Consider the following 23,120-nt stretch of genomic DNA (forward strand, 5'->3'; position numbering starts at 1 on the left):
TCGGTCGGTGTCCCCGCCTCACTGGCCGAGAATCAGATCAGGCAGCCACAGCGAGATGGACGGTACATAGGCCACCAGCAGCAGCACCATCAGGTTGCAGAGCAGGAACGGCAGGATGGCCCGGGCCACGGTCAGCATGGGCAGCTTGCCGATCCCCGAGACCACGAACAGGCACACGCCCACCGGCGGGGTGGTCAGGCCGATCATCAGGTTGAGCACCGCCATGACGGCGAAGTGCACCGGGTCCATGCCCACTCCGGTGGCCACGCCGAGCAGCGCCGGGAAGAGGATGATCAGCGCCGCGATGGTCTCCATGAAGGTGCCGACGAACAGCAGGATCAGGTTGAGAATCAGGATCACCACCAGAGGATTCTCGCTGATCGTCAGGATCAGGCCGGCGATCATCTGGGGAATCTGCTCGCTGGTCAGGATCCAGCCGAAGAGATTGGCCAGTCCCACCATCAGCAGCAGTGCCGCGGAAGTGAAGACGGTATCGGTGAGAATCGCCGGCAGCTTGCGCCAGGTGAGGCCCTTGTAGACATACATGCCGACCACCAGCGCATAGAGGCTGGCGACGATGGAAGCCTCGGTGGGCGTGAAGAAACCGCCGATGATGCCGTAGAGGATGATGGCCGTCATCAGCAGTGCCCAGAAGGCCGTCCTGGCCTCGCGCAACAGCTGCAGGAAGGGTACGCGGGCCTCCTTGGGATAGCCTCGCCGCACGGCGAGGATATACACCGTGACCATCATCGCCAGCCCCAGCAACAGGCCGGGAATGGCGCCGGCCAGGAACATGCGACCCACCGAGACCCCGGAGAGCGAGCCGGCGATGATCATCGGCACGCTGGGCGGAATGATCGGCCCGACAGTGGAAGAGGCGGCGGTGACCGCCGCGGCGAACGGCTTGTCGTAGCCGGACCGGGCCATGCCGGGGATCATGACCGAGCCGATGCTGGCCGAGTCCGCCACGGCAGTTCCGGAGATGCCGCCGAAGATCATCGAGCCACCGACATTGGCCAGGCCCAGTCCACCGCGGATATGGCCGAGCAGCGCGTTGGAGAAGCGCACGATGTTCTCGGTGATGTTGCCGACGTTCATCAGGTTGCCGGCCAGCACGAAGCCGGGGATGCACAGCAGCACGAAAGTATCGATGCCTGCATACAGGCGCTGCGGCACGACGGTCAGCGAGATGCCTTCCAACAGCAGATAGGCCAGCGAGGCGATGCCCAGCGAGAAAGCGATGGGCATGCCGATCAGCAGCAGGACCAGGAAGGTGCTGAACAGGATGATGACTTCCATCACGGCGTCTCCGCATCGGGGCGCTCAGGTGAGCGAAAGATGGCAACGAGGCCCTCCAGGAAGCCGATGGCGCCGTAGACCAGCAACAACGCGAACATCACCACCGTGGAGAAGAAGATGTAGAGCATGGGCACCTTCAAGGTCGGGGACGTCTGCCAGGCGCCGTTCATGGCGTATTGCCAGGCATGGGGCAGCACCATCCAGGCGAAGCCGGCAATCAGCAGGCAGATCAGCACCTGAAAGACCGCCCTGGCGCGGAGCCCCAGCGTATGGTGGAAGAGCTCCACGCTGACGTTGCGGTGCTGACGCAGCACCACGCCCACCGACAGGGCCACCATGTAGATGAAAAGGTAGCGCGACAGCTCCTCGGTCCAGGAGATGCTGAACGGCAGGAAGAGACGCGCTGCGATCTGCAACAGCACCGTGCCGGCGATAGCCACCAGCGCTAGGACGGCCAGCACAGTGAACAGAGTGTCGACCCACCTGATCAACCGCCCCAGGGCGCCCTGAAAGGTGGGAACCGAGGCAAGTGGGTCCAGCTGCTCGAGCGCCTCCTGCTCGGCCACCTTGTGGTTGGGGTCCATACGTCCTCCTCATGATGCCTGGGCGGCACCCATGGGCGAGCGGGCGAACCCAAGCGGGCTCGCCCGGAATCGGCATCACAGATCCTGGATGGCTTCGTACAGCTCACGCTGCTCGTCGCTGAGCGCCTCCAGCACGGCCGGGCGGGCCTTCTCGGCGAACGCCTCGGTGTCGACCTCGACGAACTCCATGCCACGCTCTTCCAGACTTTCGCGCAGACGCTTCTGGTCCGTCTCGAACAACCCGGCCTCGTAGGACTGCATCTGTTGGGCGGCATCCCGGACCACCTGCTGCAGGTCCTCCGGCAGGCTTTCCAGCTTGTCCTTGCCGATCACCACATAGATCCAGCTGCGTACGTGACCGGTGAGGTTCACGTAATCCTGCACTTCATCGAAGCTGGCACTCTCGATCAGGCTCAACGGGTTCTCCTGACCCTCGATGGTGTTCTGCTGCAGGGAGGTGAAGACCTCACTGAAGGCCATCGGAGTCGGCCGCGCGCCCAGCGCCTCCCAGGTATCGACGAACAGCGGCACATTGGGCACGCGCAGGCGAAGGCCATCCAACTCGTCGGGCGAGGTGATCGGCCGGTTGCTGGTCAGCTGGCGCGGTCCTCGTTCGAACCAGGCCAGCGGCACCAGATTGGCACGCTCGGTGATCTGGGCCTCGATCTGGTCGCCGATCTCGCCTTCCACGGCCTTCTTCAGGTGAGCGGAATCGCGGAAGGCATAGGGCACGGCCATCATCGCCGCCTTGGGCGCCCAGTTCTGCAGGCTCTCGCCGGTGATGGTCATGTCGGCGGTACCCAGCTGGATGCTGTTGATGACATCCATCTCGGCGCCGAGCTGCTCATTGGGAAACAACTGGACCTCGATCTGCCCGTCGGAATTGGCCTCGACCTCCTCCTTGAACTTGACGGCAGCCTGATGCCAGATGTGCTCATCGTTGGCCAGGTGGCCGAACTTCAGCGTGTAGTCAGCGGCGAGGCTGGCCTGGCTGCCGAGGATGGCGGCCCCCAGAACGGCGCTGGTCAAAAGTCGTTTGATCATGGCGTTATCTCCTGGCACTTGCAGTTGTGTTTTGTTGGTCAGTGTGCGGATTGCGAGCATGAATGGCCGTCAGGCACCGATCTGGATCAGCACCTTGCGGGCCTTTTCGGGATGGTGGTCGAGCATTTCGATGGCACCGGGCATGTCATCGAAGGGCAAGCGATGACTGATCAGCGCCAGCGGATCGAGTCGCCCGGATGCCATCAGTTCGATCACCTCCGGAAACTTGCGGTTATTGAGCCGTGAGCCGACCAACGTCAGCTCCTTCTTGATAACTTCCAGTTGCGACAGGTCGCTGGGCGTGGGTGTGAACCCGAGCAGGCCGATACGCCCCGCCGGCGAGGCCATGCGCAGCATCTGAGGCAGCAGGGCCGGCACGCAGGCGGCATCGGCGATCAACGGCATGCCCTCGCCGTCGGTCAGCGCCTGGATCTCGGCTTCGACATCCTGCTCCGCCCCATTGAGGGTCCGGGTGGCACCCAGTTGCCTGGCAGTATCCAGGCGAGCATCGATCACATCGCTGACGGTGACATCCTCGATGCCCAGGGCTCGGGCCACCTGCAGGATGGTCAGGCCGATCACCCCGGCGCCGAGGATCAGCAGGCGATCGCCCGGATGCGGCTGCATGCGATCGAGGACATTGGCGGCAATGGTGTAGGGCTCCACCAGCGCCGCGGCATCCAGCCCCAGCTCCTCGGGCAGCCGATGCACATTGCCGGCCGGCACGTTGACCCGCTCCTCGAAGCCCCCATTGCGATGCACGCCGATCACCTCCAGGGCGGTGCAGACGTTGGGGCGTCCGATACGGCAGGGGTAGCAGTGGCCACAGTTGATCACCGGGTCGATACACACGCGATCGCCAATGGCGACGTCCTCGACGCCCTCGCCCACCGACTCGACCACGCCGGCGAACTCATGGCCGGTGATGCGCGGAAAACGCACGAAGGCGTTATCGCCATGAATGATGTGCATGTCCGAGCCGCAGATCCCGGCGAAGGCGACGCTGACTAGCACCTCGCCGGGAGCCGCGTCGGGAATCTCTGTCTCGACCAGGCGATAGTCCTGGGGAGCGTTTACCTGAAAGGCTTGCATCGGCTTACCTCGTTACCAGTGCCACAGAGTGCCGTCCTCCAGCCGGTTGACCGGCAGGCTGGCACGACGATAGGGATACTTGGCGGCGGCCGCTTCGTCGATGTCGACGCCGTGTCCGGGCGTCTCGCCGACCAGGAAGTGGCCATCTTCGAAGCGGTAGTCGTGGGGAAAGACCTCGTCGGTCACGGTCTCGTGGGGCATGTACTCCTGAATGCCAAAATTGGGCACCCAAGTGTCGAAGTGGATCGCCGCTCCCAGGCACACCGGCGACAGGTCGGTGGGGCCATGGAAGCCGGTACGTACGTGATACAGGCCTGCCAGATCAGCGACACGCCGCATGTGGGTAATGCCGCCACCGTGAGCAAGCGGCGTGCGGATATAATCGATCCACTGATTTTCGAGCAGCTCCCGGTAATCGTGGATCGAGTTGAACACCTCGCCTACCGCCAGCGGGGTGGTGGTGTGCTGGCGAATCAGGCGGAAGCCTTCCTGATTCTCGGCCGGCACGCAGTCCTCCAGCCAGAACAGGTGGTAGGGCTCCACCGCCTTGCCCAGGCGAGCCGCCTCGATGGGCGTCAGGCGGTGGTGAACATCGTGCAGCACATGCAGGTCGTCGCCGAAGCGCTCGCGTACCGCAGCGAACAGTTTGGGCACATGATTCAGATACTTCTCGGTGCTCCATACATGTTCGGCAGGCAGGTCGGAATCCGCCGGCTCGTAGCGCTCGCCCTCCTTCTTGGCAACCCCATAAATGGTGGGGATGCCGGGCACGCCGGCCTGCACACGCACCGCGCGGTAGCCCTGCTTGACGTGCGCTTCGACCTCCTCGAGACAGGCATCGATGTCCTTGCCGGTACAGTGGGCATAGGTCATCACGCGCTCGCGGCTCTTGCCCCCCAGAAGCTGGTACAGCGGCATGCCAGCGGCCTTGGCCTTGATGTCCCACAGCGCCAGGTCCACCGCGCCGATGGCGCTCATGGTCACCGGGCCACGACGCCAGTAGGCACCGCGATACAGGTAGTGCCAGATATCCTCGATGCGCTGCGGATCACGGCCGATCAAGGCCGGAATCACATGCTCCTCGAGGTAGGCCACCACCGCCATCTCGCGACCATTGAGGGTGGCATCGCCGATGCCGTAGATCCCCTCGTCGGTGACGATCTTGAGGGTGACGAAATTGCGCCCCGGGGAGGTGACGATGGTATAGGCATCGCGGATTTTCATGGCTGTTGCGTCTCCAAAACATGGTCGTAACGGGAAAAGCGAGTGGCTGCCGCGATTCAGCATGACGCCTGTCGGGGCTACTCACGAGGTCATCCCATCAGGGTGTTGGGCAGAAAGAGCACGATATCGGGGAACAAGATGATGCCGAGCACCACCACGAAGACGGCGATGGCGAAAGGCACTATCTCTCGGCTATAGGCGGTGAAGGGGCAGCGAAGGATGCCGCAGACGGTGTACATGGAAATGCCCACCGGTGGCGTCATGCCGCCGAAGGTCACCAGCGTCATCATCAGTAGGCCGAAGTGCACGGGATCGACACCGGCCGCCGTGACGACCGGGACCAGAATGGGGGTCAGCAGCATGACCACCACGGTCGCCTCAAGCAGCATGCCGAGCAAGACCAGCAGTACCGCCAGGGTCAACAATAACGCCGTCGGGCTGGCAAAGACGCCCAGGGTCATCTCGGCGATGGTCTGGGGCACTCGTTCGAAGGACACCACATAGCCGATGATGCCCGAGAACATGATGATCAGCATGATCATGCCGATATCCTGGACGCTGGCGCGCATCGCCTCGATGATCTCCTTGATGCCCATCTCGCGATGGATCAAGCACCCCACCACCAAGGCGTAGACCACCGCGAAGGCCCCAGCCTCGGAGGGCGTGAACAGGCCATAGCGAATCCCCACCAGCAACCACACCGGAAACAGCAGCGCCCAGATGCTGCCGCGGGCGGCGCTCAGTACCTCGCGGAAACGTGGCGGCCGCGCCTGGACCGGCGCATAGCCACGCTTTTTGGCCATGATACCGGTGGTGATCATCAGGGCGACCATCAGCAGCACACCGGGCACAATCCCGGCGATGAACAGCCGCCCAATCGATACTTCGCCGAGATAGCCGTAGAGGATCAGACCGATGCTCGGCGGGATGGTGGCGGTGATCAGACCACCAATGGAGAGTACGGCCCCGGCAAAACCCGGTGTATAGCCACCCTTGATCATGCCCTGGCCGAGCACCCGGGACTGCATGGCGGCATCGGCCACCGCCGAGCCCGAGACGCCGCCCATCAGGGTACTCAACACCAGGCTGGCCTGGGCCAGACCACCGCTCATCCAGCCCGCCAACAGGGTCGACAGGCGCAGTAGCCGTGGCGTGATACCGCTAGCATTCATCAGATGGCCGATGAAGATGAACAGCGGCACGGCCAGCAACGGGAACGACTGGGTCGCCGAAACGATGCGCTGAGGGCCGATGCTCACCGGCAGGAACGTCTCGGGCATCAGGAAATAGAGAAAGCCGGCGATACCGATCGCAAAGGCGACAGGCATGCCAATGGCCATCAACAGCAGACCGACGCCGAGCAGCAGGGCAGCTATCATAGGGTTTCCTCCACGACATCATCGTCGGGATCGAGACTCTTCAGAATGCCCTTGTCGAGCACACGGCGAATCAGCGAGACGAACATCAGCGCAGCGCCTACCGGTAAGGCGAGAGTGACATAGCCGTAACTCAGCCCGGCCACGCCCAAGGGCCGCTGCCAGTTCGAGAGCGCCAGCGGGAAGCCATACCACACCAGCAGGGCCAGAAAGCCCAGCATCAACAACAGACAAATGACAGTCACCAAGCGCAGCATGGGAAGCGGAAGGCGCACGGTGAGCGCATCAATACGCACCTGGCCACCCCGCCGCAGGGTGATATCCGCCCCCAGCACCGCCGTCCAGATAAACAGGAACTGCGCCAGTTCAGCCCCACCGGGGAAAGGTTGCCCAATCGCCCGCATGGCGGCACTGGCCAGGATGGCAAGCGAGGTCATCCCGAGCAGAACGATGGCCAGACAGTCTTCGGTTCTATCGAACCAGCGCCACATGGCACCTCCTCGAGCCGAGAAAGCGGCTCGCTCGTACCTGGGTGATAGGAAGGGGCCGGCAAGAGGCCGCCCCTTTCGCGTTGCGATTACCGGATCTGCAAGAGAGTGAACTCAGCGATCGTCACTCATCGTCGATGGCGGAAACCAGTTCGTCGCGATACTCGTCATAACCGAGTGCCTTGTAGACGACATCGACCCGTTCGCGGAATGGCTCGGTATCCAGTTCAGTGAAGGTCACGCCTTCCTGTTCCATTTTCTCGCGCACGGCCTTCTCTGCCTCTGCGGTCGCTTGGCTCGCCTCGTCACCGGCGGCCTTGAGCTCTTCGCCGAGAATGGTGCGCAGCTCATCGGGCAGCGACTGGTACCACTGATCCGAAGTGGCAACCCCCGTCATCAGCTGGATATGGTGGGTCAGGCCAACGTACTTGACGACCTCCTGCAGGCGCTGGCCATCGGCGGCGGTCAACTGAGCCTCGGCCGCATCGATCGAGCCGAGCTGCAGTGCCGAATACACCTCGGACCAGGGCAGCGACGTGGGTGTAGCGCCCATGGCCTCGATCGTCTTGAGCCAGACCGGAGTATTGATGGTGCGCATGCGCACCCCCTTCAGGTCTTCCGGGGTCTCGACCGGGGCCTGGGTCATTATCTGCCGCGTTCCCTGGAACCAGTTGTAGTTCAACAACCGCAGACCACTGTTGTCGGCCAGGTTCTCCACCCAGCCTTGATACAGATCGGTACCGGTGATGGCCTCGTACTGGGTGTAATCCTCGACCAGGTAAGGCGCGGTCAGGATGCCCAACTCGGGCTGGTACTCCGACAGGCGGCCCGCGTCGATGAGAATGCCGATATTGGCCCCACTGCGGATCTGCTCGACCACATCCTCATCGGAACCCAACTGACTGCTGGGAAACACATTGATCCGCAGCTCACCCTCGGAGCGCTCCTCTATCTCTTGCTTGGCATGCTCCAGGGCCTTGACGATGGGGTCCTGGCTACCCAGGGAAGTGGATAGATTCAGTTCGTAGTTGGCATAGGCAAGGTTGCTTGCCAACGTCAGCGCCGCAATGGAAAGGGTCAGTGTTGTTTTCATGCTTTCTCCTGGCGTGTCTTGTTGGAGTGTGAGCGAAAGCCAGATGCCGTCACGGTTTGCGGAATCCTCGGGGCTAGCCCAGTACCGTGCGGTCGGCTCGGGATGAGGTTGTCGCCTCCTGAAACATCTCGGGAAAGCGACGCACCAGTTCGGGCAGGGACTGCAGTATCTCGGACTGGTGGATGCGCATGGCCTCCGCCGCAGCGTCGGCATCGCGCCATTCGATGGCATCGATGATGGCCGCGTGCTGCTCGATCAATTTGTCGATGGGCGTGCTTTCGGGAACGCTCAGGTAGCGCACCCGATCGAGCTGCGCCTTGACCTCTTCGGTCACCTTCCAGGCGGCCTGCTGGCCGATGCCCAGCGACAGGGTGCGATGGAAGCTCTCGTCGAGCAGGAAGAAACGGTCGTGATCGGCCGGTTCGCTGCAGCGATGCTGGCGCTCGATCAACTCGCGCAACTCGGCGAGTACCGGCGGCGCCAACCCGCGGCTGGCGGCCTCGCGAGCCACGGCCACTTCCACTGCCTCGCGAACGAAGCGTGCCTCGAGCACCGCCTGCTGCGAGATCTTGACCACGAAGGTGCCACGCTGCGGACGCACCTCGACGAGTCCCGCCTCTGACAGCCGAATGAAGGCTTCACGAACCGGTTGGCGGCTCACCCCAAAGGTCTCGGCGAGCTCCTTTTCCGACAGCGCCTGCCCCGGCGCCAGCTCCATGCGAATGATCGACTGGCGCAGCACCTCATGGAGGCGTTGGCGAACCGAATCGCTGTCGCGAGTTTCCTGCCATAGCGCTTGCAATGTCGAGTACATGCGTTTTGCCCCTGATTCCATCGGCGCGGATGCGACTCCACGCCTATCTGATGACTAGTATGGTAGTATGGTGTAAAGATCGAAAGCACTCCCGACCTAGACCTTAGTATGACTATCGATCGCTGGAGGAGCCCGTGAAACGCCGTCTCTACTCCGGTACCGACTACCGCCGGGCACTCAACATCGCCGACCTGGAACGAATCGCACAGCGGCGGCTGCCCAACGTCGTGTTCGAGTACCTGCAAGGCGGTGCCGATGACGAGCGGACGCTGCATCGCAACCGCGCAGTGTTCGACGACTATCTGTTTCATCCCCGGACCCTGACTCGGGTCGACGCCCGACACCTGTCGACGACGCTACTCGGCCAGCGCCATGCCATGCCTCTGGTCATCGGGCCTACCGGTTACAACGGCATGCTGACGCGCGATGGGGATCTCAAGCTAGCAGCGGCGGCATCACGACAGGACATCCCCTTCGTGTTGAGCAACGTCGCGACGACATCGCTGGAAGATATCGCCGCCCTCGAGGGGCTCCGGGCCTGGATGCAGATCTACTTCTACCGCGACCGCGACTATGTCAGAAAGCTGGTCGAGCGCTGCCATGCTGCGGGCTACGAGACCATTGTGATCACCACGGACAGCGCGATCTATGGCAATCGCGAATGGGACCTGCGCAACTTTCGCCGGCCCATGCAGCCCAACTGGCGAAACCTGCTGCACCTCTGCTCGCGTCCGCGCTGGATCGCCGACGTCCTGATCCCGGATGGCCCGCCCACCTTCAAGAACCTCGACGACCTGCTGCCTCCCGGCCAGCAGTCCGTGCAGGGCGCCTCGGCCATCATCGGCCAGCAGCTGGACCCGACCCTGAACTGGGACGACATCGCCTGGCTGCGCGACATCTGGCAGGGCAAGCTGATCGTCAAGGGCCTCCTGTCGCCGGAGGAAACAGCCCAGGCCGCCGCCTCGGGCATCGACGGCATCGTGCTCTCCAACCATGGCGGGCGACAGCTCGACCACGCCCTCTCCCCGATGGATGTGCTGCCCGAAGCCAGGCGCCGGGTGGGCAAGCGCTGCCAGCTCTTCATCGACAGCGGCTTTCGCCGGGGCACGGACGTCGTCAAGGCACTGGCGCTGGGCGCCGATGCCGTCTGGCTGGGGCGCGCCACCCTGTATGGCCTGGCGGCGGGCGGACAGCCTGGCGTTGAGCATGCCCTGGACATCCTTCGCCGGGAAATCGACCGCACGCTCGGCCTGTTGGGCGAGACACGGCTCGCCGAGCTCGACGCGTCCCACCTCGTGAAGTGCCACGCCCCGAACGGGAAGTCAGGAGAGCCCGATTGACCCGCCGCCCTTGAGATATCATGGTTCGTGAGTTTCGTTCCCAACAGGAGCCCGACATGGCATCCCTTCAGGACCAGCTAGGCGGTCTGGTGTATTCCACCGAACACGGCGATACCTGCCCCGACTGCCGACAGCCGCTGGACGATTGCCGCTGCGCCGCGGCGGCCGAGGAAGAACGCCTGGCGACGCTGGACGGCATCGTGCGTCTGCGCCGCGAGACTAAGGGCCGCAAGGGCAAGGGCGTGACCCTGGTCGAAGGCGTACCGCTCAAGACCGAGGAACTCAAGGCGCTGGCCAAGGCGCTGAAGAAACGCTGCGGCACCGGCGGCGCGCTCAAGGATGGCGTGATCGAGATCCAGGGCGACCAGCGCGAGGTGCTCAAGGGAGAGCTGGAGCAACGCGGCTACAAGGTCAAGCTGGCTGGCGGCTAGTGGGAAACACTGATTTATTGCTGCGCTCGATATCCTGGCCGCCGGCGGTACTCAAAATCCTCATTTACGGACATGTAAACTCCGGTTTCTGCGTTCCGGCGGCGGCCAGCCTCTCGTTGCTCGCGACATAAATCAGCGCTTCCCAGGAGTCGAAAACGTGTCGGGGTTGTCGACTTTCCGGATCAGGCCTGGCTGGCTGGTCGAGGCGCCATTTCCTCCAGCGCCTCGGCCAGCGCCGTCAGCCCGGTTTCGGCGCTGGCTGTCACCTTGAGGTCGAACAGGTCGTCGGCCCGGGTGCGGCCCAGGTTGAGACAGGCCATCGGCTTGTTGTCGCGAGCCGCCCGCCGGGCGAAGCGATACCCGGAATAGACCATCAGCGAGGATCCCACCACCAGCAAGCCCCGGCATTCGTCCAGCAGGGAGAAAGCCTCTGTCACGGTGTCCCGGGGTACGCTGTCGCCGAAGAACACTACGTCCGGTTTCCAGATCCCGTCGCCGCATCGCTGGCATGAGGGAACGCGAAAGTCGGAGAAATCGCGCTCCAGGTCGGCGTCCCCGTCCGGGCCGACGCTGGCGCCCAGTTCGAGCCAATCGGGATTGAGTTCACCCAGCTCGTCATGCAGGTCGTGACGCATGCGACGCGCGTCACACGCCATGCAACGCACCACGTCGGCCCGGCCATGCAGATCGATCACTCGCCGGGAACCGGCTCGCCGGTGCAGGCCGTCGACATTCTGGGTGATCACGCCCGTCACGAGTCCCCTCGCCTCGAGTTCGGCCAGGGCTCGGTGCGCTGGATTGGGACGCGCCTCGTGCAGGGCGCGAAAACCGACCAGGGCCCGCGCCCAGTAACGCTGGCGGGCGGCATGGCTGTCCATGAACATCTGATGCTGCATGGGCGGCGAACGCTTCCAGTCGCCCTCATCGTCGCGGTAGTCGGGAATGCCGCTGGCCGTGCTGACGCCGGCACCGGTCAGTACCGCCAATCCCGGCGTGCGCGTCATGAACGCCGCCAGTGCCTCGATCTCCTCATGCGTCATGCCGCCTCCCCGATTGCCCATCAAGCCTCGAGCATGGCCTTGGAGGGGCAAGATTGTCTAGAATGATCAAGTTTTCCCCACGGGCAAGGATTCCCGATGGCCTGGCTGGAATATTTACTTCCACTGATCTTTCTGTTCCCCCTGGTGGCGACCGCGGTGATCGTGGTGGCCCTGCGCAACCTGCATGATGCCCGGGTCAGCTCCCCCTTCGACGCCCACCGCCTGCGCGAACCGGGCCAGTCACTGCGCGATCGTCTCGACCGCGCCTTCGCCAGCCTGTTTCTCAACGGCGCCCTGGGTCCCATCATCACCCTGGTGCCGTTGGTCTACGGCATGGGGCGCATGATATTCGCCCGTCAGCAGAACTGGCTGGAATGGGGCATTTACGGCGCCCTTTCCACTTTGCTGGTGCTGGTCTTCTGCCTGCGCCTGATCCGTGATTTCCAGCGCATTCGCCGCCTCAAGCTGGGCCTGGCCTGCGAACTGGCCGTGGGCCAGGAACTCGCGCGCCTGATCCGTCCAGAAGCACATCCCTACTATGTCTTCCATGACGTCCCCAGCGGCGCAGACACCCTGGATCACGTGGCCGTGACCCCCCACGGCGTCTTCGCCATCGAGACGCGCGCCCGCACACCAGCCGTGCTGCCCTCGGGCGAGGAACGCAATGTCGTCGTCGTGGAAAGCGAGCGGCTGCGCTTTCCCGGCTGGAAGGAGCGCCGCCCCCTGCGCGAAACACGGCGGGCCGTACGCTGGCTGGCGAGCTGGCTGGAACGCGAGGTGGGTCAGGCGGTACCGGTACAGGGCGTGCTGGTCCTGCCGGGCTGGCGCATCGAGGATGCGGCCGCATCCAGCGATCTGCTGGTGGTCAGCGGAGAAGGCCTGGCGGATCAGCTGCCGCAGCAACATCCCGGCGAACTCGATACCGCCACCCACGATGCCGTGATTCGCGCCCTGCGCAAGCGCGTCACCGAGGCCGCGCTCAATCGAACGCCGCTATCCTGACGCGCGTGGCGCAATCGCCGCGATCCAGACGCACCAGGCTGTCCGCGGCGGGGAAGCTCTCCAGCGACCGAGCCGCGATGCCGATCCGCACCTCGGTCAGCAGCCGATTGCCGCGCCCCGCGCACTCCAGCCGCAGAGCCCGGCCCGTCCCCTTCCCGAACGCCGCCTCGAAGGCCTCGATCAAGGCGTTGCGCCTCACCTCGCCGCCGCGATGGATCACCAGGAAGTCGGTGAAGGCACTGGCATTGACGGCCTCCACCAAGGCCACCGAGGTGTCGAACAGGTCTTCCGCCGTCACATCCAGACAGGCCGCATGCTTGGCGTACTGATAGCGCCCCAGGCAACTAGCGCGTCCCGGCATGACGCCATCCAGCTCCCGCGCCAGCTCATCGGACAATTCGAGGGAAGGATGACGACAGAAACCACCATCCGGACGCGGACGCTCGATGAAACAACCCTGACGCCACCAGCGCCGGCGCTCGACGCCACGCTCGCGCAACCGCTGTGGCAGCGAGGGCCAGAGTCCGTGCAGCACGAAACCCTCCTCGGTGCCACGCCGTAACCCCGGATCGCGACATTCCCGGGGTGGCCGGGAGCGACTGGCGCAGAAACCGGGGTGCCAGGTCAGCGCCAGGGTGTAGTGGTCGAAGCTTTTCGCCTCGATCGACGGCACCTCGGCCCTGGCCGGCGAAGCGCCGAACAGTAGCATTCCCAACCACATTCCCAACAGCAGTACCGACAGAAGCGCTTGCCAGAACCGTCCCGGCGGACAATAATCCGCTCGCTTCGCAGGAGTTAGTGACTTCGCATCCATGAAACTCATCACATTCGATGTTTTCCGCACCTTGGGAATTCCCGGTGTGCGCTATATAAAACCCGAGCGCATGTTCGACCATATCGAGGAAATCCGCCAGGCCGACTGGCTATTGTTTCCCGAGTACTGGCAGGTCAACAGTCTGCTCTATGGCCTCGGCGCGCGCATCTTCCCGAGTCCGGCCAGCTACCATCTCGGTCATGACAAGGTCGAGCAGACCCGCGCCTTCCTGGCGCTGGTTCCCGAGCATGTGCCGCCCACCGAGATCCTCGGCACCTCGCCGACCTCTCTGGCAAAGGTTGAGGCCCGCTTCGGCTATCCCTTCATCGCCAAGCGCATCAAGAGCTCGATGGGCGAGGGCGTACGCCTGATCGCGTCCCGTCAGGAGCTGATGGCGCATGTCGCCGAGGAGACGGTGCTCTACGCCCAACAGCGCTTGCCCATCGACCGCGACCTGCGCATCGTGCTCGTCGGCGGTGAGCTGATCGCCGCCTACTGGCGGGTGACGCCCCTCGGCGGCTATCGCGCCAACGTCAGCCAGGGCGGCAGCATCGAGCGCACGGCCATTCCCGAGGCCGCCATCGACCTGGCCCGGCGCCTCGCCCGGGAGCTGGGTATCGACCATGCAGGCTTCGATATCGCCATGGTCGACGGTCATCCTTATGTGCTCGAGTTCAACCGGCTGTTCGGCAATCAGGGCATCGCCGACAGCAGCAAGCGCATCGGCGCCGCCGTCATGCGCGTGCTGGGCGCCCATGACGACGACCGGGATCCGGATGGCGAACCGCCGTTACGCCTCACGGCATAAACTCGCGTCGACTCAATCCCCCCGCAGGCGCCCGCCCATCTCCTGGGCCAGATCGACGGCGTAGTGATCGGTCATGCCGCCGATGAAATCGAGCATGCGCCGGTAGCTGTCGTAGAGCGTCCATGACGGCAGAGGCGTGTTCTCGCCGATCAGTGCCAGCACCCGCTGGTGCTTGAAGTTGGAATGGCCGGTATGGTGCAGCTCGTGGGCGGCGCCGATGAAGGCCTCGAGCAGGATGCCAAGCGTCGTGTAGGCACCGATCTCCAGCTTGGCCTTGCGCTCGTTGCGGAAGATACGCTTGCGCGCCAGATCCTTGGCCGACTTGACGCCCCAGTCCAGATCCGGGTGACAGAGCTCCAGCAGGTCATGACGCAGGGTACCGTTCAGCAACTCGCTCTCGTGCTGGACGAAGACCTTGGCCACTTCGTTGACCGCCTGTTCCATGGCCGCTCCACGCAGGGCGGCGATGCGCCGACGCTGGGAGACGCCCTCGCTTTGCATGGTGGCGTAATCCGGGGGCTCGCCGCCGGCGATTTGGGTCAGCACCTCGGCCACTTCCTCGAAACGCAGGATACCCATTTCCAGGCCGTCCTCGAGATCGAGCAGGGCGTAACAGATGTCGTCGGCGGCCTCCACCAGCCAGGCCAGCGGATGGCGGCACCAACGGTTCTCGCCCTGGGGCAGCAGCCCCAGGCGTTCGGCGACCTCCTGCAACAGCGCCAACTCGCTCTGGTAGCAGCCGAACTTGCCGGCAGTACCGCCGTGGGCCACTGTCCAGGGATACTTGAGCAGCGTGCCCAGGGTCGCGCCGGTCAGCCGCATGCCGCCGCGGAACTGGTTGTACTCGATCTGGGTGACGATACGAAACCCTTGGGCGTTGCCCTCGTAGGTCAGCAGGTCTTCGCGTTCCATATCCGAGAGGCCATCGAGCAGGCCGCTGCCATCGGCCTCGGCGCGCTTGAACCAGTCGCGGATGGCATATTCGCCGGCATGCCCGAAGGGCGGGTTGCCGATATCGTGGCCCAGGCAGGCGGCCTGGACGATCACGCCAAGATCCGCCGGCGTGATATCAGCCGGCAGGCGATGTCGCAGCTCCTCACCGACGCTCATGCCGAGCGAGCGACCCACGCAGCCGACCTCCAGGGAGTGTGTCAGGCGGGTGTGGATATGGTCGTTGTCAGTCAGGGGATGCACCTGGGTCTTGCGGCCCAGGCGGCGAAAGGAACCGGAGAAGACGATCCGGTCGTGGTCCTTGTGAAACGGGCTGCGGCCGATCTCGCCCCGTGCCACACCGCGCTCATCGTGCAGGCGGGCCGGATCGAGCAGGCGTTCCCAGGTCATCTGCGTCATGGGCGACCTCCTTGAGGTTTCCATTCTGGCACCGGGACCCCGGCTCGCCCAGCCATCCACCGCGCTTTTTCGCTTATTTCAGCCGTTTGCTGATCAGCAGCGCATAAACCAGCCCGGCGATCAGCAAGGTGACGGCGAACAGATAGATGCCGATCGAGATGCCGCTGCTCCACAGAATGCTCCAGTCGCCGCTGGAGATAGACATGGCGCGCCGCAGGTTGAACTCCATCTGACCACCCAGCAGCAAGCCGAGCACCACCGGCACCGTGGGAATATCGAGTTTGCGCAGCACATAGCCGAGCACCCCGAAGGCCAGCATCATGTACAGGTCGAAGGGACTGTTGTTGAGCGAATAGATGCCGACGAACGCCACCAGCGTCACTACCGGCATCAAAAACCATGACGGCGCCTGGAGCACCTTGGCGAACAGGCCCACCAGCGGGATGTTCAACACCAGCAACATGACGTTGCCGATGAACAGCGCCGCCACCAGCCCCCAGACCATGTCCGGCTGTTGCTCGAAGAGCAGCGGGCCCGGCGTGATGTTCATCGACAGCAACAGCGCCAGCAGAATCGCCGTGGTACCGCTGCCGGGAATGCCCAGCGAGAGCATGGGAATCAAGGCACCGCCGGCGGCGGCGTTGTTGCCCGCTTCCGGCGCCGCCACGCCACGCGGGTCGCCCTCGCCGAACTTGCCCTTGGCACCCCACCAGCGCTTCTCCAGCACATAGGAAAGAAAGCTGCCGAGCGAGGCCCCGGCACCAGGCAGCACGCCGGAGATGAAGCCGATCACCGAGCCCCGCCCGATGGTCGAGGCGCACGCGAGCGATCTCCGCATGCCCGGAATCGCCGAGCCGATGCGCAGCGAGGCGGTGGCCTTGTCACGGTCGCGCTCGAGAAACAGCAGGCACTCGGAGACCGCGAACAGGCCGACCAGGGCAACGATGTAATCGATCCCATCGTAAAGCTCGTACCAGCCGAAGGTATAGCGCGCCACGCTCGACACCGGATCGATCCCCACAGTGCCCAGCAGCAGGCCCAGGCAGGCAGCGATGAAGCTCTTGGTGAAGCTGCCGCTGGTCACCCCGCCGATGGTGGCGAAGGCCAGCACGAACAGCGCAAAGTACTCGGCGGGGCCAAAGCGGATCGCCACCTGCACCAGCAGGGGCGCGAACAGCGTCAGACCGATGGTGGCCACAGTCGCACCGACGAAAGATGCCACGGCGGAGAGCCCCAGGGCCTCGCCGCCACGGCCGGCGCGAGCCATCGGATAGCCATCCAGGGTCGTCATCATCGCCGGCTCGTCACCGGGGATATTGAGCACGATGGAACTGATCCGCCCGCCGTACATGCAGCCGTAATAGACACTGACCAGCAGAATCAGCGCCGCGGTGGGCGCCAGGCCGAAGTTGAAGGCTAGCGGAATCAGCAGTGCCACGCCGTTGACCGGCCCGAGTCCCGGCAGGGCGCCAATCAGGGTGCCGATAGTGCAACCGATCAGCGCCAGCAGCAGATGCTCGGGCTGCAACGCCACCGCGAAGCCATGGGCGAGAAAATCGAGAATTTCCATATCGGAACGCTACACACTCAGGCCGGGCATGTCGGGCAAGGGGATGCCCAGGGCGAACTCGAACAGCACGTAGAGCGACAGCCCCAGCAGCACACCGTACGGCAAGGCCTGGCGCCAGCGCGCTCCGAACAGGCGCATCAGCACCACGGTTGCCACCAGGGTCGAAGGCACGAAGCCCCAGGGTTCGAGAAAGGCGGCATAGGCCCCCAGCAATAGCAGCACGCCGAGCTGGCGACACAGCGCCGCCGCACCCGGCCAGCGATGATTGAGGCCGGGGCGAACGATCAGGTAGAGCGCCAGGAGCCCCAGCGGCACGCTGACCAGCCGCGGGAAGACGCCCGGCCCCACCGGCTGCATGAAGCCGGTAACGAAGCTGCCTGCATGCCACCAGGCCCCCAGCGCCAGCGCAGCGAGTACCGCCCCGGCGATGCGGTCACCGAGAGCGGCATGGTCGCTCAATGCCTCTGCACTCACTGAATGACTCCGATCTCCCGGGAAATGGCCTCGACGTCATCGATCGATTCACGCACGAAGTCGTTGAATTCCTCGCCACCCCGCCACAGCGGCACCAGGCCGTTCTGCGCCGCGACGTCCTTCCATTCGTCGCTCTCGTAGAGAGTCTTCAAGGTATCGACCATGGTGGCGTAATCTTCGTCCGACACCTCGCCGCCGGTATAGAAGCCGCGCCAGTTGTAGCCGGTCACGTCATAGCCCTGGGATACGGCCGTCGGCAGGTCCTCGAACGGCTCGGGCAACGGCTCCTCGGAAAGCACGGCCAGGACGCGGACATCACCAGACTCGATAAAGCCGGCGATCTCGCCGAGGTCAGTGGACACTGCATCTACGTGTCCGCCCATCATCTGGGTCACGGCGGGCCCTCCGCCATCGAACTGTACCCAGCGCAGCGCTCCGATCTGGTTTCCGGGCAGCCCGGCCGCCTTGGCCAGCCGCAGGGCGCGAATATGGTCCCAGCCACCGGCACCGCTGGAGCCGGCCATGGCCACCGAGGCCGGATCGTCGACGATGGCCTCGAGCAACTGGTCGAGGGTCTCGTAGGGGCTCTCGTCATCGACCAGGATGACGCCCACGTCGGTGCCCAGCATAGCCAGCCAGCGCATGGTATCGGCGCCGCCCGGATACCGCCCCTGGGCGATCTGGGTCACTCCGACCGTGCTGGTAGCCACCATCAGATTGCTGTCGTCGGCCCGCTTGCCGGCCACGTTGGAAAACGCCACGGCGCCGACGCCACCTGGCATGTTGGTGACCTGGACGCTGCCATCCACCAGCTCCAGTTCGCGCATCAGCTTGCCCACCGAACGGCAGGTGAAGTCCCAGCCGCCCCCGGGATCGGCAGGCGCGATGCATTCGTCGATGGGCAGCGCCTGGCTCGGCAGGCTGACCGCCAGTCCAAGGCCCAGCAAAGCCGAAGCGCCAAGGCTTCGTAACGTCTTGTGGGTCGAAATCGGCATATCGTCGCTCCGTCTTGTTGTATCGATCGTGACTTGACTGCTAGGTGACGCCCTTTTTCCGTAACTCCGCGAGTTCCGCGTCGCTCAGCCCCAGCTCAGCGAGTATGGCCTCGCTATGCTCGCCAAGCCCTGGCACGGGATGATGCAGCGCCGCGGGCGCTTCGCTCATCTTCACCGGAAAACCGGTGGTGGGCACCTTGCCATGCTCGCCCTGGTCGAGCTCCAGCGCCATCTGCTGGGCCTGGACCTGGGGATCCTCGAAGGTTTCGCGCAGGTTCTGGACACGACCGCAGGGCACGCCGGCCTCGTTGAGGTGGGCGATCCATTCCGCCACGCTGTGCCGCTCGATCACCCGGTTCAGGCTCTCGCGCAACGCCTCGCGGTTGGCCATTCGGCGTCGATTGTCGGCGAAGCGTTCGTCATCCAGCAGCGAGCGCATGTCCAGGGCGCCGAGGAAACGCTCGACCATGATGTCGTTGCTGGGCGCGATGGCCACCTCGCCGTCGCTGGCCTGGAACAGGCCGTAAGGATAGAGCATGGGGTGATCATTGCCGGTGCGCTGGGGCACCTCGCCGGTGGCGAAGTACTCCGCCGCCAGGTAGCCCATCATGCTGATCAGGCCGTTGGTCAGCGCCGTCTCGACGATCTCGCCCTGCCCGGTGCGCTCGCGTCGCACCAGCGCCGCGCTGATGCCGAAGGCCAGGTTCTGGCTGGCCACCATGTCGCTGATTGGCGGCGCGGCACGCATTGGCTCGCCATCGGCCGGACCGTTGACGCCCATGAAGCCGCTCATCGCCTGGGCGATGAAATCGTAGGCGGGTCGGTCTCGATAGGGTCCCGTGGAGCCGAAGCCGTTGATGCGCCCGACCACCAGGTGCGGGAAGCGTTCGCGCAGCGTGGCGTCATCGAGGCCCATCTTGCCCATGACGCCAGGACGGAAGTTTTCCACCAGCACGTCGGCATCTTCCAGCAGGCGTATCAGAATCGCTTTGCCCTCCTCCTGGCGCAGGTCCAGCGTCAGCGAGCGCTTGTTGCGATTGAACTGGGCGAAATACCAGCTGAAGCCGTTCACCATGTTGCCCTGGGAACGCACGATATCGCCGCGCCCGGGCGGCTCGATCTTGATCACCTCGGCCCCGTGGTCGCCGAGCATCTGGGTGCAGAACGGCCCGGAGATCACCCGGGTCAGGTCGATGACGCGAATGCCCTGCAGGGCGCCCTCGGCGTGGGGCGGCGTATCCGGCATCTTCATCCTCTCGCGGTGGGAACGGCGGCACAGTCACTGAGTGCCAGGCGTGGTCCGGCCCTGGACACCTGGGCCGGCAAGGAGCGCCCCATCAGGCGCGTGGCAACCCTGGCGGCCTCGATCATGCCCTCGAGATCGAGGCCGGTGTCGATGCCCATCTCGTCGAGCAGATAGACCAGGTCCTCGCTGGCGATATTGCCCGAGGCGCCGGGCGCGAAGGGGCAGCCGCCCAGCCCGCCGATGGCGCTTTCATAGCGATCCACGCCCAGCGCCAGCCCTTGCATGACATTGGCCAGCCCGATGCCCCGGGTATTGTGAAAATGCAGGGTCGGCACGATCTCCGGCGCCACCTCGCGCAGATGCCGTATGCGCTCGGTAACCAACGGCGGCGTGGCCATGCCGGTGGTGTCGCCGAGCGAGACATGACGAACACCGAGCGAGGCGAAGCGCTGGGTGATGCGCCCGACATCGCTCACCGTCACGTCGCCCTCGAAGGGACAACCGAAGCTGGTGGCGATCGCGCCGCGCAGCTCGATGCCGCTGCCTTCCAGCGTTCTGGCCACCGCCTCGAAACCTTCCAGCGACGCCGCCACCGAGCGATTGACGTTCTTGGCGTTGTGCGTCTCCGAGGCCGAGACGAAAAGCACCACGGCATCGACACCGGCGGCCAATGCCCGCTCGGCACCACGCGGATTGGGCACCAGCGCCGAGAGATGCACGTCCCGGCGATCGCGCAGTGCGGCCGCCAATTCATCGGCATCGGCCAGCGCCGGCACCGCCCTGGGGCTGACGAAGGAGGTCAGCTCGAAGGCCGTCACGCCGGCATCCAGCAAGGCATGGATCAGCTCGAGCTTCTCGGCGGTGCTCAAGATCACCGGCTCGTTCTGCAGCCCATCGCGTGGCCCGACCTCGGTGACCTGCACCCGTCGCGGCAAGCGCTCGGTGCTGGCGGTGGCAAACATGGCGGGCTCCTGTCGGCGAATGCCCCGCGGGGCTCAACGCCCCCACTATAGGCACCGGATCGGCCGGCTCACATTCGCCTTTTGTTGATGAACCGTCTGGACTCAGGAGCAGGAAGCGCTGCATAAATCGGCGAGCGTCGTATAGCGCAAGGCGCCCGGAGCACAGGAAGCGAGGCATAACACAATGTTAGGCGAGCTTTCGAGCACCGAGTAACGCCGCGATTTACACGCGCAGACATTTAAGCGGCGCCTGCCTTACAGGATCGCGCCACCTTCTGACGTATCGCCACCTGAGCATTTCGCTCGCTAAGCATCTGCCATAGAATTCCCTGCCAAAGGCGATATCGACAGAATAAATCATCAATGTCGTGCGCCCATCGACGTTTCCTTATCTAAGCGAGCGCCGTTCTCCGCTAGCGGCGGCGATCAACGCATCGCCGCACGGCTTCCTGCGCCCGGCACCTGGAACGGTTCGCTCATCATCACAAGGCACGGTCTCATGCATTCAACCTCCCCGACGCCGGACAGCGCGTCCCGACGCGACAACGGCTTCTTCGGCCATCCCAGAGCCCTGGGATCGCTCTTCTTCACCGAGATGTGGGAGCGTTTCTCCTACTACGGCATCCGCCCGCTGCTGGTGCTGTTCATGGCGGCCAGCCTCTACGACGGCGGTCTGGGCTTCAGTCGCGCGGATGCCTCCGCCATCGTCGGCATCTACGCCGGGGCGATCTATCTCTCGGCGCTGCCCGGTGGCTGGCTGGCCGACAACTGGCTCGGTCAGCGGCGTGCCGTCTGGTACGGCTCCATTCTGATCGCCCTGGGGCACCTGGCCATCGCCCTCTCCGCCCTGTGGGGCACCACCCTGTTCTTCATCGGCCTGCTGTTGATCGTGATCGGCTCGGGGTTGTTCAAGACCTGCATCACGGTGATGGTCGGTAGTCTCTATGACACGGGCGATGCGCGTCGCGACGGCGGTTTCGCGATCTTCTACATGGGCATCAACATCGGCGGGCTGCTCGCGCCACTGTTCACCGGCCTGCTGATGCGCGAACACGGCTGGCACTGGGGCTTCGGCATGGGCGGACTCGGCATGCTGGCAGCACTGCTGATCTTCCGGCTGTGGGCGATCCCCGCCATGCGACGCTCCGACAGCCTGCGCGGCCGCGAGGCCAGCTGGGACGCACCGGCCGTACGTCGGCGCGGTGTGGGCCTGGTCGTCTCCGTATTATCCTCTCTGACGGCGCTATTCGTGGCGCTGGTGGCCACCGGCGTGATCGTCCTGGATCCTGTTGCCATCGCCGCAGGCATGACCAGCGTGATCATCGTCTGTGCGCTGACCTTTTTCATCTACCTGCTGTGTTTCGCCGGCCTCGACAACCGCGAGCGCACCCGTGTGGTGGTAGCCTTCCTGCTGATCGTGGCCTCGGCCTTCTTCTGGGCCTCCTTCGAGCAGCAACCCACCTCCTACAACCTGTTCGCCCACGACTATACCGACCGCGCGCTGTTCGGCTGGGAGATCCCCACCGTCTGGTTCCAGTCGTTCAATTCGATCTTCATCGTCCTGCTCGGCCCGCTGTTCGGCTGGATGTGGCCCGCCTTGGGGCGCCGTGGCCTGGAGCCGAGCAGTGCCACCAAGTTCACGCTTGGCCTGCTGTTCGCCGCCGCCGGCTTCGGCCTGATGATGCTGGCCGCCCAGCAGGTGATCAGCGGCGATGCCCAGGTCTCGCCATTGTGGATCACCGCCAGCCTCCTGCTGCTGACACTCGGCGAGATGTGCCTGAGCCCGGTGGGTCTCTCGACCATGAGCGAGCTGGCGCCGGTGCGCATTCGCGGCCAGTTGATGGGCCTGTGGTTCACCTCACTGGCGCTCGGCAACCTGGTGGCCGGCCTGATCGGCGGCCACGTCAACGCCGAGGAGCTCCAGCAATTGCCCAACCTGTTCGGCCGCTCGGCCCTCGCCCTGGTGCTGTGCGCTCTCGTCCTGGCGCTGCTGACACCGCTCATCAAGCGTATGCTCAAGGGTGGAACGAACGCCGAGCCGACACAGCCCACTCACTCAACCGGAGCCTGATCC

At 64.5% G+C, this 23,120-nt stretch carries 22 protein-coding genes; 5 read left to right on the forward strand and 17 right to left on the reverse strand.

All coding sequences use genetic code 11. The features are described from left to right. Positions 1-18: 18 nt before the first annotated feature. The 9 genes from FZZ93_RS06670 to FZZ93_RS06710 form a co-directional block, all read right to left on the reverse strand. Complete coding sequence (locus FZZ93_RS06670) at positions 19-1,299, reverse strand: TRAP transporter large permease (RefSeq protein ID WP_149321548.1); 1,281 nt, start codon at positions 1,297-1,299, stop codon at positions 19-21. Further along, positions 1,299-1,883: a TRAP transporter small permease gene (locus FZZ93_RS06675; protein WP_149321549.1), complete on the reverse strand. Its 585-nt coding sequence runs from the start codon at positions 1,881-1,883 to the stop codon at positions 1,299-1,301. The genes FZZ93_RS06670 and FZZ93_RS06675 overlap by 1 nt, the downstream gene beginning before the upstream one ends. 75 nt (positions 1,884-1,958) lie before the next feature. Continuing rightward, on the reverse strand, positions 1,959-2,927 hold the full coding sequence (locus FZZ93_RS06680) for a TRAP transporter substrate-binding protein (protein WP_149321550.1): 969 nt from the start codon (positions 2,925-2,927) through the stop codon (positions 1,959-1,961). Between the two features lie 69 nt (positions 2,928-2,996). After that, positions 2,997-4,019: a Zn-dependent oxidoreductase gene (locus tag FZZ93_RS06685; protein ID WP_149321551.1), complete on the reverse strand. Its 1,023-nt coding sequence runs from the start codon at positions 4,017-4,019 to the stop codon at positions 2,997-2,999. A 12-nt stretch (positions 4,020-4,031) separates the two neighbouring features. After that, positions 4,032-5,243: a D-mannonate dehydratase ManD gene (gene manD, locus FZZ93_RS06690; protein WP_149321552.1), complete on the reverse strand. Its 1,212-nt coding sequence runs from the start codon at positions 5,241-5,243 to the stop codon at positions 4,032-4,034. Between the two features lie 89 nt (positions 5,244-5,332). After that, positions 5,333-6,622, reverse strand: coding sequence for a TRAP transporter large permease (locus FZZ93_RS06695; RefSeq protein ID WP_149321553.1), 1,290 nt, complete (start codon positions 6,620-6,622; stop codon positions 5,333-5,335). Then, entirely contained in the window at positions 6,619-7,110 is a 492-nt protein-coding gene (locus tag FZZ93_RS06700) for a TRAP transporter small permease (protein ID WP_149321554.1), read from the reverse strand. Before FZZ93_RS06700 ends, FZZ93_RS06695 begins: the two co-directional genes overlap by 4 nt. 121 nt (positions 7,111-7,231) lie before the next feature. Further along, a complete protein-coding gene (locus FZZ93_RS06705; protein ID WP_149321555.1) occupies positions 7,232-8,200 on the reverse strand; it encodes a C4-dicarboxylate TRAP transporter substrate-binding protein in 969 nt (322 codons plus the stop codon). Positions 8,201-8,273: 73 nt separating this feature from the next. Beyond that, positions 8,274-9,014: a GntR family transcriptional regulator gene (locus tag FZZ93_RS06710; RefSeq protein WP_149321556.1), complete on the reverse strand. Its 741-nt coding sequence runs from the start codon at positions 9,012-9,014 to the stop codon at positions 8,274-8,276. Between the two features lie 134 nt (positions 9,015-9,148). Here FZZ93_RS06710 and FZZ93_RS06715 point away from each other — a divergent pair, with 134 nt between their 5' ends. Then, complete coding sequence (locus FZZ93_RS06715) at positions 9,149-10,354, forward strand: alpha-hydroxy acid oxidase (protein ID WP_149321557.1); 1,206 nt, start codon at positions 9,149-9,151, stop codon at positions 10,352-10,354. Between the two features lie 56 nt (positions 10,355-10,410). Beyond that, on the forward strand, positions 10,411-10,785 hold the full coding sequence (locus FZZ93_RS06720) for a translation initiation factor Sui1 (protein WP_149321558.1): 375 nt from the start codon (positions 10,411-10,413) through the stop codon (positions 10,783-10,785). 182 nt (positions 10,786-10,967) lie between these two features. Here the strand turns inward: FZZ93_RS06720 and FZZ93_RS06725 are convergent, their stop codons facing one another. Next, entirely contained in the window at positions 10,968-11,825 is an 858-nt protein-coding gene (locus FZZ93_RS06725; protein ID WP_246146133.1) for an NAD-dependent protein deacetylase, read from the reverse strand. 96 nt (positions 11,826-11,921) lie between these two features. On the opposite strand from FZZ93_RS06725, the gene FZZ93_RS06730 reads away from it, so the two are divergent. Further along, a complete protein-coding gene (locus tag FZZ93_RS06730; protein WP_149321560.1) occupies positions 11,922-12,827 on the forward strand; it encodes a nuclease-related domain-containing protein in 906 nt (301 codons plus the stop codon). Here FZZ93_RS06730 and FZZ93_RS06735 read toward each other — a convergent pair. After that, entirely contained in the window at positions 12,805-13,536 is a 732-nt protein-coding gene (locus FZZ93_RS06735; protein ID WP_246146134.1) for a ribonuclease T2 family protein, read from the reverse strand. The genes FZZ93_RS06730 and FZZ93_RS06735 overlap by 23 nt on opposite strands. 103 nt (positions 13,537-13,639) lie before the next feature. Here FZZ93_RS06735 and FZZ93_RS06740 point away from each other — a divergent pair, with 103 nt between their 5' ends. Further along, the gene (locus tag FZZ93_RS06740; protein ID WP_149321562.1) at positions 13,640-14,449 is read left to right on the forward strand and encodes an ATP-grasp domain-containing protein; all 810 of its coding nucleotides are present in this window, start codon (positions 13,640-13,642) and stop codon (positions 14,447-14,449) included. Positions 14,450-14,461: 12 nt separating this feature from the next. On the opposite strand, the gene FZZ93_RS06745 is transcribed toward FZZ93_RS06740, so the two are convergent. The 6 genes from FZZ93_RS06745 to FZZ93_RS06770 all read right to left on the reverse strand — a co-directional run bounded on the left by FZZ93_RS06745 (position 14,462) and on the right by FZZ93_RS06770 (position 21,046). Next, complete coding sequence (locus FZZ93_RS06745; RefSeq protein WP_149321563.1) at positions 14,462-15,799, reverse strand: deoxyguanosinetriphosphate triphosphohydrolase; 1,338 nt, start codon at positions 15,797-15,799, stop codon at positions 14,462-14,464. 73 nt (positions 15,800-15,872) lie between these two features. Then, the gene (locus FZZ93_RS06750) at positions 15,873-17,369 is read right to left on the reverse strand and encodes a tripartite tricarboxylate transporter permease (protein ID WP_149321564.1); all 1,497 of its coding nucleotides are present in this window, start codon (positions 17,367-17,369) and stop codon (positions 15,873-15,875) included. A gap of 9 nt (positions 17,370-17,378) precedes the next feature. Beyond that, complete coding sequence (locus FZZ93_RS06755) at positions 17,379-17,843, reverse strand: tripartite tricarboxylate transporter TctB family protein (protein ID WP_149321565.1); 465 nt, start codon at positions 17,841-17,843, stop codon at positions 17,379-17,381. Continuing rightward, on the reverse strand, positions 17,840-18,838 hold the full coding sequence (locus tag FZZ93_RS06760) for a Bug family tripartite tricarboxylate transporter substrate binding protein (RefSeq protein ID WP_149321566.1): 999 nt from the start codon (positions 18,836-18,838) through the stop codon (positions 17,840-17,842). The genes FZZ93_RS06755 and FZZ93_RS06760 overlap by 4 nt, the downstream gene beginning before the upstream one ends. Positions 18,839-18,878: 40 nt before the next feature. Beyond that, positions 18,879-20,084, reverse strand: a complete 1,206-nt coding sequence (locus FZZ93_RS06765; protein WP_149321567.1) for a CaiB/BaiF CoA transferase family protein — start codon at positions 20,082-20,084, stop codon at positions 18,879-18,881. A 2-nt stretch (positions 20,085-20,086) separates the two neighbouring features. Further along, positions 20,087-21,046, reverse strand: coding sequence for a hydroxymethylglutaryl-CoA lyase (locus FZZ93_RS06770; protein ID WP_149321568.1), 960 nt, complete (start codon positions 21,044-21,046; stop codon positions 20,087-20,089). Between the two features lie 499 nt (positions 21,047-21,545). On the opposite strand from FZZ93_RS06770, the gene FZZ93_RS06775 reads away from it, so the two are divergent. After that, positions 21,546-23,117, forward strand: a complete 1,572-nt coding sequence (locus FZZ93_RS06775) for a peptide MFS transporter (RefSeq protein WP_149321569.1) — start codon at positions 21,546-21,548, stop codon at positions 23,115-23,117. Positions 23,118-23,120 lie beyond the last annotated feature (3 nt).

It is taken from the genome of Halomonas eurihalina (assembly GCF_008274785.1).
In the GTDB taxonomy this organism is placed as follows: domain Bacteria; phylum Pseudomonadota; class Gammaproteobacteria; order Pseudomonadales; family Halomonadaceae; genus Halomonas; species Halomonas eurihalina.

Excerpts from the sequence above, each read along its gene's own strand:
- FZZ93_RS06670 (WP_149321548.1), bottom strand. The coding sequence starts at position 1,299 with ATGGAAGTCATCATCCTGTTCAGCACCTTCCTGGTCCTGCTGCTGATC.
- FZZ93_RS06675 (WP_149321549.1), bottom strand. The coding sequence starts at position 1,883 with ATGGACCCCAACCACAAGGTGGCCGAGCAGGAGGCGCTCGAGCAGCTG.
- FZZ93_RS06680 (WP_149321550.1), bottom strand. The coding sequence starts at position 2,927 with ATGATCAAACGACTTTTGACCAGCGCCGTTCTGGGGGCCGCCATCCTC.
- FZZ93_RS06685 (WP_149321551.1), bottom strand. The coding sequence starts at position 4,019 with ATGCAAGCCTTTCAGGTAAACGCTCCCCAGGACTATCGCCTGGTCGAG.
- manD (WP_149321552.1), bottom strand. The coding sequence starts at position 5,243 with ATGAAAATCCGCGATGCCTATACCATCGTCACCTCCCCGGGGCGCAAT.
- FZZ93_RS06695 (WP_149321553.1), bottom strand. The coding sequence starts at position 6,622 with ATGATAGCTGCCCTGCTGCTCGGCGTCGGTCTGCTGTTGATGGCCATT.
- FZZ93_RS06700 (WP_149321554.1), bottom strand. The coding sequence starts at position 7,110 with ATGTGGCGCTGGTTCGATAGAACCGAAGACTGTCTGGCCATCGTTCTG.
- FZZ93_RS06705 (WP_149321555.1), bottom strand. The coding sequence starts at position 8,200 with ATGAAAACAACACTGACCCTTTCCATTGCGGCGCTGACGTTGGCAAGC.
- FZZ93_RS06710 (WP_149321556.1), bottom strand. The coding sequence starts at position 9,014 with ATGTACTCGACATTGCAAGCGCTATGGCAGGAAACTCGCGACAGCGAT.
- FZZ93_RS06720 (WP_149321558.1), top strand. The coding sequence starts at position 10,411 with ATGGCATCCCTTCAGGACCAGCTAGGCGGTCTGGTGTATTCCACCGAA.
- FZZ93_RS06725 (WP_246146133.1), bottom strand. The coding sequence starts at position 11,825 with ATGACGCATGAGGAGATCGAGGCACTGGCGGCGTTCATGACGCGCACG.
- FZZ93_RS06730 (WP_149321560.1), top strand. The coding sequence starts at position 11,922 with ATGGCCTGGCTGGAATATTTACTTCCACTGATCTTTCTGTTCCCCCTG.
- FZZ93_RS06735 (WP_246146134.1), bottom strand. The coding sequence starts at position 13,536 with ATGCTACTGTTCGGCGCTTCGCCGGCCAGGGCCGAGGTGCCGTCGATC.
- FZZ93_RS06740 (WP_149321562.1), top strand. The coding sequence starts at position 13,640 with ATGAAACTCATCACATTCGATGTTTTCCGCACCTTGGGAATTCCCGGT.
- FZZ93_RS06745 (WP_149321563.1), bottom strand. The coding sequence starts at position 15,799 with ATGACGCAGATGACCTGGGAACGCCTGCTCGATCCGGCCCGCCTGCAC.
- FZZ93_RS06750 (WP_149321564.1), bottom strand. The coding sequence starts at position 17,369 with ATGGAAATTCTCGATTTTCTCGCCCATGGCTTCGCGGTGGCGTTGCAG.
- FZZ93_RS06760 (WP_149321566.1), bottom strand. The coding sequence starts at position 18,838 with ATGCCGATTTCGACCCACAAGACGTTACGAAGCCTTGGCGCTTCGGCT.
- FZZ93_RS06765 (WP_149321567.1), bottom strand. The coding sequence starts at position 20,084 with ATGCCGGATACGCCGCCCCACGCCGAGGGCGCCCTGCAGGGCATTCGC.
- FZZ93_RS06770 (WP_149321568.1), bottom strand. The coding sequence starts at position 21,046 with ATGTTTGCCACCGCCAGCACCGAGCGCTTGCCGCGACGGGTGCAGGTC.
- FZZ93_RS06775 (WP_149321569.1), top strand. The coding sequence starts at position 21,546 with ATGCATTCAACCTCCCCGACGCCGGACAGCGCGTCCCGACGCGACAAC.